Origin of the sequence: Pauljensenia sp. 27098_8_83 (genome assembly GCF_041432695.1) — a bacterium.
Classification (GTDB): Bacteria; Actinomycetota; Actinomycetes; order Actinomycetales; family Actinomycetaceae; genus Pauljensenia.
On record NZ_JAPWAD010000031.1, the window covers coordinates 15,658 to 28,529 of the forward strand.

Here is a 12,872-nt window from a genome sequence, read left to right on the forward strand (position 1 = left end):
GTGACGCGGTGGGTAACGCCGCCGCATTGACGTTCGCCCCCAATCCGCTTAGTCTTGGTCTTTGTTTGCGCCCATTTCGGGCGTGCGTCCCCGCTATCGCGCGTGTCGCGTGTCGATAGCCCAACCAATACGAGTGGGAAACCACTCCCCGCCGAGGAGAATTGCCGTGACCACCAAGCGGACCTACCAGCCCAACAACCGTCGTCGTTCGAAGACGCACGGCTTCCGTCTGCGCATGTCGACCCGCGCCGGCCGCGCCATTCTGGCTGCCCGCCGCCGCAAGGGCCGCGCCAAGCTGTCCGCCTGAGACACACCGGTGCTGCCGCGCGCGCACCGCATGGTTGACCCAGCGGATTTCACCGCCGCGATCCGACAGGGAACGCGAGCAGGAGATCCGCTGGTCGTCGTCCACGTCCGAGCCGACGAGGAACGCAACAGTCGCCTCGTCGGTTTCGTCGTACCCAAGCGGGAAATCAAGCGCGCCAACGGACGCAACCGCGTCAAGCGGCAGCTGCGCCACCTCATGCGGGATCGGGTCGCCGATCTTCCAGAAGGAGCACGTGTCGTCGTGAGGGCCTCACGCAAGGCCCTCGGCGTCCCCTCCAAGGAACTCGGCGAGCACCTCGACCGCGTCATGGCGCGAGCCTGGCGCAAGTGGGACGCACGATGAGCGTCGCGGGCCGTGCCCTCGGTGCGCTCGTGTCCGCCCCCATCGTTGCCTACCAGCGCTACATCTCCCCGGCCCTCGGCCCCCGGTGTCGATACGCCCCCAGCTGCTCCACCTACGCGCTCCAAGCGGTCCGTGTCCACGGGCCCATCAAAGGGATCATCCTCGCCTCCTGGCGGCTCCTGCGATGCAACCCCTGGAGCCACGGGGGAGTGGACCACGTCCCAGAGCGTGGACGCTGGAAGCCCGACCCCTGGATCCCACCCGAGGATTGGGCTGGGCACGACAACTGGGAACGCCCCGCCCCCATGGGACTGGACCCGGAACACGACTTGACCGAGTAACCGGCCACGGCCTCGGGAATATTAGGAACAACGACACAGCGGCGCACCCGCGCCACGGCGAAAGCGAAAACTATGTTCGACGCAATCCTCCACCCCTTCGCGTGGGCGATCTCCTACGTGTGGGTTTGGATCCACGACCTCCTCGTGCTGCTCGGAATGTCCTCCGGCTCCGGCATGGCGTGGGTCCTGTCCATCGTGCTGCTCACCATCCTGGTGCGCATCGCCATCATCCCGCTGTTCCTCAAGCAGATCCGCTCCTCGCGCGCCATGCAGGCGATCCAGCCCGAAATGCGCAAGATCCAGGAGAAGTACAAGGGCAAGAAGGACCAGGTCAGCCGTCAGAAGATGATGGAAGAGACGCAGGCCCTCCAGCGCAAGCACAAGGTCTCGCCCTTCGCCTCCTGCCTGCCGATGCTCGTGCAGATGCCCGTCCTCTTCGGCATGTACCGCGCCATCATCGCGGTCTCCTCGATCTCTGCCGGCACCTACACGTACCGCGGAGATTCCACCGACCACCTCGGCCCGCTCACCGAGTCCGTGTCCACCGAGATCGTCAACTCGACCGTCTTCGGCGTCCAGCTCTCACACACGCTGCGCGACTCGTGGGGCCAGCCTGCGATCGTGGCGGTCTTCGTCGCCGCCATCGTCCTGATGGTCGTCCTGCAGTTCGCCTCCATGCGCCTGTCCTTCTCGCGCAACATGCCCGACATGGGCGACAACCCGATGGCCCAGTCGCAGCGCTCCATGATGTACGTGATGCCGCTGATGTTCATCTTCTCCGGCGCGTTCTTCCAGATGGGCGTCGTCATCTACACCGTGACCGCCTCCTTCTGGGCCCTCGCCCAGTCCTTCTGGACCATCAAGGTCATGCCGACCCCCGGCTCCCCGGCCTACGTCGACCTCCTCGCCTCGCGCGAGGCCGCCTACCAGGAGTGGGCCAAGCCCTACTTCCAGAACTACGACCGTGAGCGCGCCGCCCTCGGCAACAGCGCCACCGACCCGCGCGTCGACGAACTCAACGAGCGCACCCTCGCCGAGGTCCGCTCCAAGGCCAAGAAGCAGCGCGTCGCCTCCGACTTCCCCGCCTCCATGTCCACCGGCGAAATCGTCACCGTCTACCGCAACCTGGCCACCCAGAAGTGGACCACCCTGCCCGACGAGCAGTGGATGCACGGCCTCGCCCTCGCCGTCGAAAAGCGCATCGCCAAGCAGGAAGCCTCCGCCCAGCGCGCCGAACTCCAGAAGCAGGTCCGCGAACGCCGCACCCTCGAGCGCGAGGGCGCCAAGTCCTCGTCGAAGGACGCATCCGAGAGCGCCGAGGCCCAGGTCGGCCACGGCTCGCTCAGCGCCGAGGAAATCGAGCGCCGCCGCATCGAGCGCCGCAAGGCCCGCCGCCGCTCCGGAAACAAGCGCTGACCACCACAGATTCACGGTTCTAGGCCCCAGCCGGTAACCTGGACACCAGCAAGACCCCATTCCCCACTACGGAGGACACGTCATGAGTGACGACAACGCAGACAAGCTGACCCGCCTCGAAGAAGAAGGCGAAATCGCCGCCGACTACCTCGAAGAACTGCTCGACATCGCCGACCTCGACGGCGACATCGAAATCGACGTCGAAAACGGCCGCGCCTCGGTCGAAATCGTCGCCGACGACCCCGAAGCCCTCGACCGCCTCGTGGGCGAGGACGGCGAGGTCCTGGACGCCCTCCAGGAGCTCACCCGCCTCGCCGTCCAGACCGAGACCGGCGAGCGCTCGCGCCTCATGCTCGACATCGCCGGCTTCCGCGCAGAGCGCAAGGAAGAACTCCAGGACATCACCCGCGAGGCCATCGCGCGCGTACGCGCCACCGGCGAGGCCGTCAAGCTCGACGCCATGAACCCCTTCGAGCGCAAGGTGTGCCACGACGTGGTCGCCGACGAGGGACTCACCTCCGAGTCCGAGGGCACCGAGCCCCACCGCCGCGTCGTCATCCTCCCCGAGGAATCCAACGGTGAGTGAGAACCCGAACGGGACGGGAAGGGGTCGCCAGGTCGGCGACCCCTTCGTTCCAGAAGAGCCCACGCCTGCCGTCCGCGAGTTCTTCGGACCGGCCTTCGCCGAGGTCGCCGAGTACGCGCGCATGCTCGAGGAGGAGGGCGAGATCCGCGGCCTCCTCGGCCCGCGCGACATGGAGCGCATCTGGTCGCGTCACATCGTCAACTCCGCCGCCGTGCTGGACTTCATGCCGCGCAAGGACGGCCGCCAGGTCCTCGACGTCGGCTCCGGCTCGGGCCTGCCCGGCATCGTGATTGCCGCGTGCCGCCCCGAGCTCGACGTGCACCTGGCCGAGCCCATGGCGCGCCGGGTCGAGTGGCTCATGGATGTCGTGGAGGACCTGGGCCTCGACAACGTCACCATTCACCAGGCGCGCGCCGAGGAGCTGCGCGGCAAGGGCAAGGCCGACGTGGTGACCGCCCGCGCCGTGGCGAACATGAGCAAGCTCGTGCGCATGACGTCCAAGCTCATTGCACCCGGCGGATCGCTCGTGGCCCTCAAGGGCCGTCGCGCTCCGATCGAGGTGGACGAGGCCTCGGCGGAGCTGCGTCGTCATCACCTGCGCGCCGAGATCCACGAGGTGCCCTCCATCATGGAGGACGAGTCCACGTACGTGGTGGTCTGCACGCGCATTAAGTAGCGCGTCCCCACGTGGGGGAGGGGAGCGTCGCGGTGGTTGCTGCGGCGCTTTCCTTATATAGTGACGTGGCGCACAAAAACGTGTCGTTCTGTCAGATCGATTCTTTCGATTGGTAGTTTGTCATGTGGCTGCGCCGCGCTGGGAGAATCGATCCTACAGAAGAGTTTTTACGCTGCTGTCCCGCGTGTCAGTGGGATTGTGTGCACCTGGATGCATCACGGGCTTTTCGTGCTGGAAGTGTGTGCGTCTCCCCGTAAACTAGGGGCAGTATCTAGGAAGGTGTCACGTGAGTACCAACAACACCCCTCTGTCGACTCAGATCGAGCGCAACCTACGCGATCTCGCCATGCTCGAGCGCGCGGCATTCCCGCGTCCCGATCACACTCGCATCATCGCCGTTGCGAACCAGAAGGGCGGCGTGGGTAAGACGACGTCCGCTGTGAACATCGCGGCGGGCCTCGCGATTGGCGGGCTATCGGTGCTCGTCGTCGACGCCGACGCGCAGGGTAACGCGTCCAGCGCGCTCGGCGTTGCGCACCCGGCCGGTACGCCCTCCACGTACGACGTCATCATCGGGGGTGCCAGCGTCGCGGACGTCGTACAGCCGTGCCCCGATGTCGACGGGATCCTCGTCTGCCCGGCAACGATTGACCTGTCCGGAGCCGAGATCGAGCTCGTCGACGTTGATCGGCGCGAGTATCGCTTGCGCGACGCCCTGCGCGAGTACGTCGTCGAACACCCGGAGATCGATATCGTCCTGATTGACTGCCCACCGTCCCTCGGCCTCGTGACCCTGAACGTCATGGTGGCCGCGGACGAGGTCATGATCCCGATCCAGGCGGAGTACTACGCGCTTGAGGGTCTGAGCCAGCTGTGGAACACCGTTGAACGCATCGGCGTCGACCTCAATCCGGGACTGCGCGTCTCGGGCATGCTGCTCACGATGGCAGACAAGCGCACCCGGCTCTCCGAGGAGGTGGAGGGCGAGGTGCGCTCGCACTTCCCCGAGCAGACATTCGAGACTGTCATTCCGCGTTCCGTACGCATTTCAGAGGCTCCGAGCTACGGCCAGACGGTTATCACCTACGACCCGCGCAACGTTGGCGCGATCGCGTATCGCAAGGCCGCGCTCGAGCTGTGTCAGCGCCTTTCTGCAGCTGAATAGCGATTGTTTCACGTGAAACATGCGGAGTTTTCCGCATGTTTCCGCAGCTCGGCACGTATTTGTCACGATGGGTGATCATTGGTGCAACAAAGTGACGAACGACGCTTAGTTGCTGCTCTCATGGCATTGTTTCACGTGAAACAATGAACCGACGCAATTGAAGGAGTATTGCAATGGCGGATGCATCATCGAAGTCTGAGGGCCGTAAGGGCACTCGAAAGCATTCCGGTCTCGGCCGGGGTCTTGGAGCCCTGATTCCTCAGGCTAGTGAGCAGACGCCACATACCGCACCCTCCGCGTCGTCCCGTCCCCTGGACGTCTTCTTCCCCGAAGGTAGCTCCGCCGGCAGGAGGGGAGGATCCGCGAAGGATCTTCTCCAGCCGAAGCGGGCCACTGCCTCGTCGAAGAAGAAGCGCCCCGCGATGCCGTCTGTCGAGGCGGCGGGTGGACGACGCGCTGGTGGCTCTCGCAGCGGCCTTGGCGGTGGAATCAACGGCTCAGATTCCCATCAGGATCCGCAGGGTAAGGCGGCTGATGCGGTTCCGGTTGGTGCCAGCAATGCACATGCTGATCACAATGTTTCACGTGAAACATCCGTCGATCATGAGCTCCTTCCGGTTCCCGGTGCTTCCTTCGCTGAAATTGCGATCGATCAGATCGTTCCCAATACGAAGCAGCCTCGCGAGGTCTTCGATGAGGACGATCTGAAGGAACTGTCAGCCTCCATCAAGGAGGTTGGCGTCCTCCAGCCCGTCGTCGTTCGTAGTATCCCCGCAACGGGCCGCTCCGAGAAACTCCAGGAGTTCCTCGCCGAGAAGCCCGAAGCGCGCTACGAGCTGATCATGGGTGAGCGCCGCCTGCGTGCCTCCGAGCTCGCGGGCGAAACCACGATTCCGGCAATCATCCGAGAGACCGACGACGGAGACCTGCTCCGCGATGCGCTCTTGGAAAACCTCCATCGGGCCCAGCTCAACCCGTTGGAAGAAGCGAGCGCATATCAGCAGCTCATGGCGGATTTCGGGGCGACTCAGGAAGAGCTCGCCAAGCGAATCGCACGCTCGCGCCCGCAGATTGCCAACACCCTGCGCCTGCTCAAGCTACCCCCGTCAGTCCAAAAGAAGGTGGCCGCACAGGTCATCACAGCGGGCCACGCCCGCGCTCTGCTGTCCCTGTCGACGGCAGAGGAGATGGAACGACTGGCTGAGCGAATCGTCGCCGAGGGTCTCTCCGTGCGTACCACCGAAGAGATTGTCCGCCTCGGAAAGGCGAAGGCTACGCCCCGTCCGCGTGCCCGCCAGCAGCGTCCTCTGTCGCCGCTGGGTGAGAGCGTCGTGTCGGCCCTGTCCGACGCGTACGATACGCGCGTGACTATCACCGAGGGGCGTAAAAAGGGTCGGATCGTCATCGAATTCGCGGGATTCGAAGATCTTCAGCGAATTGCAGACCTTATCCTCCACTGATCAAACTTCATATTTCTTTCCGCAGATCAGGCGCAGTATGTTCCCTATACGACATTTCTTGCCCTAATCTTTGGCTGAATTTACGCTTAAACTACTTTTAAGGGTCCGTCGTCGGGCCCTCGCAGTACCAGAAGGAGCGAAAGGCATGAACGCCCAAGGCAGTTCGCGCACCGTGCTTTTCGATGTCGGTGGAGTCCTCGTCGACGCCCATCCGGACCCGCACGCAATCGCTGAGTTGTTCGGCGACGACTCACGAGGCCTCACGTCGCTCGTCGATCAGGCGATGTGGGCCCATCGCGGAGAGTATGACGCGGGTTTGTCCGATCGTGAATTCTGGGATCGTATTGCGGGAGATTGCGGGCAGCCGGAGCCGTCCGGTGCTCTTTTGAAACAGCTCGTGGCCTTGGATGCGTCGCGCATGGCCAAAGCGAACGAGGCCGCGCTTGGCTTGGTGCGTCAGCTGCGCCGCCAGGCAGTGCGTGTTGGCATCCTGTCGAACGCGCCGTATCCGATCGCGAAGGCGATCCGCCGCTCCGAGTGGGGGAGCCTCTTCGACTTCTTCGCCTTCTCGTGTGACCACGGCATCTGCAAGCCGTCTCGAGGCATCTACCGCGATGTGCTCGTGCGCCTTGGCGTGCCCTACGAAGACATCGCGTTCATCGATGACCGTCGAGAGAATGTTCGTGCTGCCGAGTTACTTGGTGTCCGAGGCATCACCTGGAAGGGTGCAGAGGACGCCGAGAAGCGTCTCAAGGAGCTTGGATTCCTTTTCTGAGTGCCGCTGGGTTCGCGAGGTGCACTTTTAGTTGGATCGCTCAGAACGACACAGAGCCGTACAGAGAACGAAAGTTTCATTCAATTGTGTGCTCTCGTCAATGTGCAGCACTACCTTTCACGAATGATCGCCGACGGGCTTAGCCCGCTTGGCGGAAGCAGACAATGTTTCACGTGAAACAACATCGGCCGCGTGCTCAATAGTGCGCGCGAACGTGATACCACCGTGGACTGGGAGCGTACCCTACATGTGCTACGCTAGCGCTGGTAGGGGTCAGAAGGCAGTCCACCCTGTACGCGTCAGCGTCGGACAGCCGCAGCGCCCTACAGTGAGGACATGAGGCAGCCCCTTCGGGCAGCCGGGATGTCCTCACTTTATTTAGCTCGAATTCACCGATTGTGGGCGCCACAATCGGTCGGTGATAGAGCGTGTCCGTCGTTCCATTGTGCGATGGACTGGCGATTGTTTCACGTGAAACATGTGGGCCCGGGAGGATCATCCTCCCGGGCCCACAGTGCGTTGAACGAGTGATTATTCCTCGGTCGGCTCGGCATCTTCGGAGATGATGACGCCGACGCCTTCGTCGTCGATGACGTAGTCGACGCTGTGCACGTCGCGCCCGCCGGCCACGAAATCCACGATGTCGGCGCACAGCTGTGCAAACGACGAGTCGTCGAGGGCATCAGCCGCCTGGGGGAGGAGCGACGTGTCCGTCATGCCGGGAGCGACGTTTGCGTCGATGAACCAGCAGGTGCCATCGTCGTCGACCACGAAGTCCATGCGGGACAGGTCGCGCAGACCCAGCGTCGTGTGGGCCTCGACGGCCGCGGCCTGGAGGTCCGCGAGAAGCTCGTCGGAAAAGCGAGCGGGGACGAAGTACTCAGTCTCGTCCGTGGTGTAGCGTGCGTCGTAGTCGTAGCGGCCGCCATCCGTCGAGATTTCCACCGGGGGCAGCGCCTGCGGGCCGTCCCACAGGTCGACCACGGAGACGGCCACGTCGCGCCCGTCGATGCGCTGCTCGACCATCAGGCGCTGGCCGTAGGCGAAGGCATCCACCATCGCGCGGCGCAGGCTCTTCGCGTCCTTTGCGGTCGAAATACCGAGCGCAGAACCACCGTCCGTCGGCTTAATGACGACGGGGAAGGACACCGAACCCTCGAGCGCGGAGAGGACGTGTGAAGCGCCCAGCTGACGGAAAATCGCCTGCGGCAGCGTCACCCAACCGGGCGTCGCAAGCCCCGCAGAACCGAGGAGAGCCTTCGCAGTCGGCTTGTTTGACGCCAGCATCGCCTGCACCGAGGAGGAGCCCACGAAGGGGATTCCCACGGACTCCAGGAAGGACTGCAGGGAGCCGTCCTCGCCGATCGAACCGTGCACGAGAGGCCACACGACGTCGGGGGAGAAAGACTCAATCGCCTCGGCGAGGGATGCATCAACGTCGGAAATGAGGACCTCGTAGCCGAACTGCGTCAGGATGTTCGCGACGCGACGACCCGAACGAACCGACACGTCACGCTCGTGCGTCAGACCGCCGGCGATAATCAGAACTTTGGTAGCCATGGGGGTATCTCCTCGGGTAACTGTTAGCGGTCGGACCCGGCCCCGGCCTCGTTGCCCGAGGCGGTACCGAACATGTCGACGATTTCCTTCTCCGCGTTGACGACCGTCGAGAGGCGACGCACGCCCTCGCGGATCTCCTCGGGAGTGGGGTAGCAGAACGACAGGCGCATGTGGTTCGAACCCGAACCGTCGTAGTAGAAGGCCGTACCTGACACGTACGCCACCTGTGCGCGCACGGCGCGTGGCAGCATGGCCTTCGCGTCGAGGCCCTCGGGCAGCGTAACCCACGTGTAGAAGCCGCCGTCCGGCACCGTCCACGTGCACGACGGCATGAACTCCTCGAGCGCGGTGAGCATCGCGCGGCAGCGCTCCGCGTACATCGAGCGGAAGGACTTCACCTGGCCGTACCAGTCGTAGTTGCTCAGGTAGTCGGCGATCGCCATCTGGCCGACCATCGACGGGCACAGGATCGCCGACTCGAGCGCCAGGACCAGCTTCGCGCGGATCGCGTGCGGCGCGTACGCCCAGCCGATGCGGAAACCGGGGGCGAACATCTTCGAGAACGAACCCAGGTAGACGACGCCCTCGGGGCTGTACGAGGCAATGGCCGGCAGCGGGTCGCTGTGGAAGCCGAGCAGGCCGTAGGGGTTGTCTTCGACGATCAGGACGTGCTCACGCAGACAGATCTCGGCGATGATTGGGCGGCGCTCAGCGGAGAGCGTGACGCCCGCGGGGTTGTGGTAGTTCGGAATGATGTAGATGAACTTGATCGTGCGGCCCGAGGCGCGCACGCTGCGGATCGTCTCTTCCAGGGCCTCGGGAATGATGCCGTGCTCGTCCATCGGTACGTGCACGATGTCGGCCTGGCGCGCGCGGAACACGCCCAGCGCGCCCACGTACGAGGGGGCCTCGGCGAGGATGACGTCGCCCGGGTTCACGAAGAGCTCGGTGACGAGGTCGAGCGCCTGCTGGCTACCCGTCGTCACCACGACGTCGTCCGGGTCGGCACCGACGATACCGTCGTAGCCCATGACCTCGGTGATGCGCTCGCGCAGCACCTCCCAGCCCTGGCCGCTGCCGTACTGCATGGCCTGCGCGCCATGGTTGCGCACCAGCTTCTCCGCGGACGCCGCCAGCTTATCGAGGGGCAGGTCCTTCAGGTTCGGCATACCGCCTGCGAGGGAGACGACCTCGGGACGCGACACGACGGAGAAGAGAGCTCGAATCTCGGATGCGCGCAGGTTGTGAGCGCGGTCCGCGTAGACGTCGTACCAGGGGTCGAGGCGGTTTCCCTGCGCGGGGGTCCGGCCGGACGAGGCCGGGGTGCCGCCATTGGTCGAAGGCTGAGTCAAGGCATGCCATCCTTTGCATGAAGTCTTGCGTGAACTTACGTATAACCGTATAGGTCAAGTGTGCCACCTTCCGGGCGATACGGGGTAACGGGGCCGGTGGATGGGCAGATGTTTCACGTGAAACATCAGGGCTCGATGCATGCGTAGGGGAGGACGAGCAGACCATCGTCGCGCTGGTAGGCGAACTCTCCGTGGCCCACGATGAAACCAAGGAAGGAAGGCTCGGAAGTTTGAGCCATAGGGTTACCGGTCACGAGCGTACGGAACTTGTGGAGGCGTTCCACGGCACGATCAGTAATTCCCATCGACGATAGTTTGACCTCGAACGCACCCCAGCGTCCGTCAGCGAGTTCGATGATGAAGTCGACCTCGAGACCTTTGTCGTCACGGTAATAAGCGATGGAGTTTCCGACACCAGGAAGTGTGTCGATGAACGTGAGGAGATCACGGCAGACAAGAGTCTCAAACAAGCCGCCGAGAGTTTGAGTATCACGTAGCAATTTGCTGGGAGATAGACCAAGCATGGCAGCAGGCAGCGAGGGATCGACGAAGTAGCGCTTGGGTTTGATGCGCACACGTTTCTTCCCTCGAGCTGCGGGCTCCCAACCAGACACATCTTCAAGGAGGTACATGGCGTGGAGATCGTCAAGGTATGCCTTGATTGTATGGCGTGACTTGTCTTCTCCTTCACTGCCCATATCCTTCGACAGCGTGCTCATTGTCGGAGCTTGTGCAAGATTCATACTGAGAGCGCGTAAGAGAGACTGTGTAGTATCTGGAGATCGGCGTAGTTGAGGCATATTTACCTCGATGAGGTTGCGTAGGTACTGTGCGGGAGTTTCTAACGCGTCTTCGTCATCAAGATCAAGAATCGATGGCCATCCTCCTCGGCAGCACCAACGCGCGATGCTTTCGATTGAGCTGTCGCATCGTTGCGACGTCATCCCCTCGTCATCAAAAAGACCGAGGAGGCTCACGCCGCCGGGAGTTGCTCCGGCCTCGTATGAGGTCATAGGCCGCATGTGAACGCGCGCAATACGCCCCGCACCGCTGTGCCTGATTGTTTCGATATCGTGAGGAGCGGAGGACCCTGTGAGGATGAACTGCCCTCGTGTACCCGCGGAGGAATCGATACGAGAACGAACCATATCCCAGATCTGAGGCACCTCTTGCCACTCATCAATGAGGTGTGGATGCTTGCCAGAGAGTACGAGATCGGGAGACGTCTGAGCTGCTCGAAGAGTTGCTGGGTCAGTCAGAGAGTCGGCGCTGTTGGCGTGTGCAAGTGAGGTCCAGGTCTTTCCACACCATTTAGGCCCGGCGATTTCAACAGCGCCGAAGGATCGCAGTAGTTGGTCGATACGCCGGTCGATTGCTCGAGGGCGATAGTTCTCCGGACGTACAGCCTGCACCTGAATCTCCTATGATCAGCGAATATGTAGACCATTATACATTTTCCACCGATTTCATTATACATTTTCCACCCAAACGACTAGACATTTTCCACCCTTATTAGTGCCACGCCCACCGGCACCACGGCCAGGCCCAGCAACGCTGGAGGGCCTCGTGGTGTCCTGGGAATCGACGTAACCCCGTAGTCATTCGTTGGTCGAGAGCGCAGTGGGGGAGTGGTGATGCTTGCCCGTGAGGGTATGCAAAAAGTCCGCAGCCCTCGCGGGTCTGCGGACTTGCGTGGAACTCCGGCCGAGCCGGAATTCGCTCAGTGGCGGTCGGCCTTCACCAGGTGCTTGGCGTCGGCGAGCTCGTTGAGCTGATCGATGTGAGCCTGGGCAACCATGACGTCGATGGTCGAGAACATGAGTGAACTCCTCGTGGAATCGTATGTTGTGTTGATTCCCTGTTTGACGAGGCCGGGGATCGCCCGGCGGTCTCGTATGTGGAGCGTGCCAACGCGGGTGGCGTCGGCGCGACCCTGCGTTTCAAACAAGAAAAGCACCTAACCAGCTTGGCAGCTTCGTCAGGCGCTTGATGGTTATAGTTTATCCCTGCCAAAATGTGCATTCAACCGATCGGACAGTAATTTAGATCGCACCAAAAACCAAGTAATTGCAAAGCAAAGTGGCTGCGTACACACGATCTGAACGAGCGTGAGCAGGCCGTCACAATTGGTGCGCATCATCGGCTTCGCTCGTGCATTGATGGCGAAGTTTTAGAAGTTCGATGCCGGTCCGTGTGAGTTCGTCAGTCGACGGGTGAGGTCCTGACCGGGGGTATGGATGTTCGGCGTAGATCGTGCGGGTGAGGTGAGTAGTGTCCCGCATAGTGGTGTAACCGTGTGGTGGTCGGCCCGTTTGATATGGGTGCGGTCACCGTGTGATCCTTCGAGAAAGTTTCCTACTTCTGACTCGAAACGATTTGGAGGCACAACGATGACCGCTCCTCATATTATCGACCCTGCTGGCCTGCTTGGCGAGGCGTTGTCCCAGGCGTCCCCGGATTTGATGCGTTCCCTGCTCCAGCACGTGATTAACGCGTTGTTATCAGCGGACGCTGACACCGTGTGCGGGGCCCAGTGGGGCCAACAAGACCCGCAGCGTCAGACCAGGCGCAATGGGTATCGCTACCGGCCCCTGGACACCAGGGTCGGCACCATTGACGTGGCGATCCCCAAGCTGCGCTCAGGAACCTACTTTCCACAGTGGCTGCTCCAGCGCCGTAAACGCTCCGAAAGCGGACTATAGGTCACGAACGTGGTGCTTAAGTTCCGGGTTTAGGTTGGGATTGCGGGCGAAAGTCGCTGTTATTTAGGTTCGGGCGGTTAATCGCGCAGCTTCCTTGACTTTCTGGGGTGATCGTGTAGTGGGTGAGAACACGATCGAATCGTGCTCGGCGTTGCCCGGTGTGCGCTGT

The 12,872-nt window shown here is 62.5% G+C and carries 13 protein-coding genes and 1 pseudogene; 10 read left to right on the forward strand and 4 right to left on the reverse strand.

Translation table 11 applies throughout. From position 1 onward, the window contains the following. The first annotated feature begins 166 nt into the window (after positions 1 to 166). From rpmH to O3656_RS09800, 9 genes are all read left to right on the forward strand, one after another. Complete coding sequence (gene rpmH, locus O3656_RS09760; protein ID WP_009212821.1) at positions 167 to 307, forward strand: 50S ribosomal protein L34; 141 nt, start codon at positions 167 to 169, stop codon at positions 305 to 307. A 9-nt stretch (positions 308 to 316) separates the two neighbouring features. Further along, a complete protein-coding gene (rnpA, locus tag O3656_RS09765; RefSeq protein ID WP_500063867.1) occupies positions 317 to 670 on the forward strand; it encodes a ribonuclease P protein component in 354 nt (117 codons plus the stop codon). After that, on the forward strand, positions 667 to 1,011 hold the full coding sequence (yidD, locus tag O3656_RS09770) for a membrane protein insertion efficiency factor YidD (protein ID WP_016460671.1): 345 nt from the start codon (positions 667 to 669) through the stop codon (positions 1,009 to 1,011). The genes rnpA and yidD overlap by 4 nt, the downstream gene beginning before the upstream one ends. 72 nt (positions 1,012 to 1,083) lie before the next feature. Next, a complete protein-coding gene (yidC, locus tag O3656_RS09775) occupies positions 1,084 to 2,427 on the forward strand; it encodes a membrane protein insertase YidC (protein ID WP_500063869.1) in 1,344 nt (447 codons plus the stop codon). A gap of 82 nt (positions 2,428 to 2,509) precedes the next feature. After that, a complete protein-coding gene (locus O3656_RS09780) occupies positions 2,510 to 3,013 on the forward strand; it encodes a Jag family protein (RefSeq protein WP_500063871.1) in 504 nt (167 codons plus the stop codon). Then, positions 3,006 to 3,689, forward strand: coding sequence for a 16S rRNA (guanine(527)-N(7))-methyltransferase RsmG (rsmG, locus tag O3656_RS09785; protein WP_016460668.1), 684 nt, complete (start codon positions 3,006 to 3,008; stop codon positions 3,687 to 3,689). Before O3656_RS09780 ends, rsmG begins: the two co-directional genes overlap by 8 nt. 286 nt (positions 3,690 to 3,975) lie before the next feature. Further along, positions 3,976 to 4,854: a ParA family protein gene (locus O3656_RS09790; RefSeq protein ID WP_500063873.1), complete on the forward strand. Its 879-nt coding sequence runs from the start codon at positions 3,976 to 3,978 to the stop codon at positions 4,852 to 4,854. A gap of 173 nt (positions 4,855 to 5,027) precedes the next feature. Beyond that, positions 5,028 to 6,314, forward strand: coding sequence for a ParB/RepB/Spo0J family partition protein (locus O3656_RS09795; protein ID WP_500063875.1), 1,287 nt, complete (start codon positions 5,028 to 5,030; stop codon positions 6,312 to 6,314). A gap of 145 nt (positions 6,315 to 6,459) precedes the next feature. After that, positions 6,460 to 7,089 (forward strand): HAD family hydrolase, encoded by a 630-nt coding sequence (locus tag O3656_RS09800; protein WP_500063877.1) that lies wholly within the window; start codon positions 6,460 to 6,462, stop codon positions 7,087 to 7,089. 531 nt (positions 7,090 to 7,620) lie between these two features. On the opposite strand, the gene O3656_RS09805 is transcribed toward O3656_RS09800, so the two are convergent. The 4 genes from O3656_RS09805 to O3656_RS09820 all read right to left on the reverse strand — a co-directional run bounded on the left by O3656_RS09805 (position 7,621) and on the right by O3656_RS09820 (position 11,949). Then, a complete protein-coding gene (locus tag O3656_RS09805; RefSeq protein ID WP_500063879.1) occupies positions 7,621 to 8,649 on the reverse strand; it encodes a D-alanine--D-alanine ligase family protein in 1,029 nt (342 codons plus the stop codon). A 23-nt stretch (positions 8,650 to 8,672) separates the two neighbouring features. Further along, positions 8,673 to 10,001: an aminotransferase-like domain-containing protein gene (locus O3656_RS09810; RefSeq protein ID WP_016460663.1), complete on the reverse strand. Its 1,329-nt coding sequence runs from the start codon at positions 9,999 to 10,001 to the stop codon at positions 8,673 to 8,675. Positions 10,002 to 10,126: 125 nt separating this feature from the next. Further along, complete coding sequence (locus tag O3656_RS09815; RefSeq protein ID WP_500063882.1) at positions 10,127 to 11,413, reverse strand: ATP-binding protein; 1,287 nt, start codon at positions 11,411 to 11,413, stop codon at positions 10,127 to 10,129. 308 nt (positions 11,414 to 11,721) lie between these two features. After that, positions 11,722 to 11,949, reverse strand: a complete 228-nt coding sequence (locus tag O3656_RS09820) for a hypothetical protein (RefSeq protein ID WP_500063884.1) — start codon at positions 11,947 to 11,949, stop codon at positions 11,722 to 11,724. 442 nt (positions 11,950 to 12,391) lie between these two features. Between O3656_RS09820 and O3656_RS09825 the strand changes: the two are divergent. Continuing rightward, positions 12,392 to 12,700, forward strand: a pseudogene (locus O3656_RS09825) (transposase); the annotation flags it as partial. Between the last annotated feature and the right edge of the window lie 172 nt (positions 12,701 to 12,872).

Excerpts from the sequence above, each read along its gene's own strand:
- yidD (WP_016460671.1), top strand. The coding sequence starts at position 667 with ATGAGCGTCGCGGGCCGTGCCCTCGGTGCGCTCGTGTCCGCCCCCATC.
- yidC (WP_500063869.1), top strand. The coding sequence starts at position 1,084 with ATGTTCGACGCAATCCTCCACCCCTTCGCGTGGGCGATCTCCTACGTG.
- O3656_RS09780 (WP_500063871.1), top strand. The coding sequence starts at position 2,510 with ATGAGTGACGACAACGCAGACAAGCTGACCCGCCTCGAAGAAGAAGGC.
- O3656_RS09795 (WP_500063875.1), top strand. The coding sequence starts at position 5,028 with ATGGCGGATGCATCATCGAAGTCTGAGGGCCGTAAGGGCACTCGAAAG.
- O3656_RS09800 (WP_500063877.1), top strand. The coding sequence starts at position 6,460 with ATGAACGCCCAAGGCAGTTCGCGCACCGTGCTTTTCGATGTCGGTGGA.
- O3656_RS09805 (WP_500063879.1), bottom strand. The coding sequence starts at position 8,649 with ATGGCTACCAAAGTTCTGATTATCGCCGGCGGTCTGACGCACGAGCGT.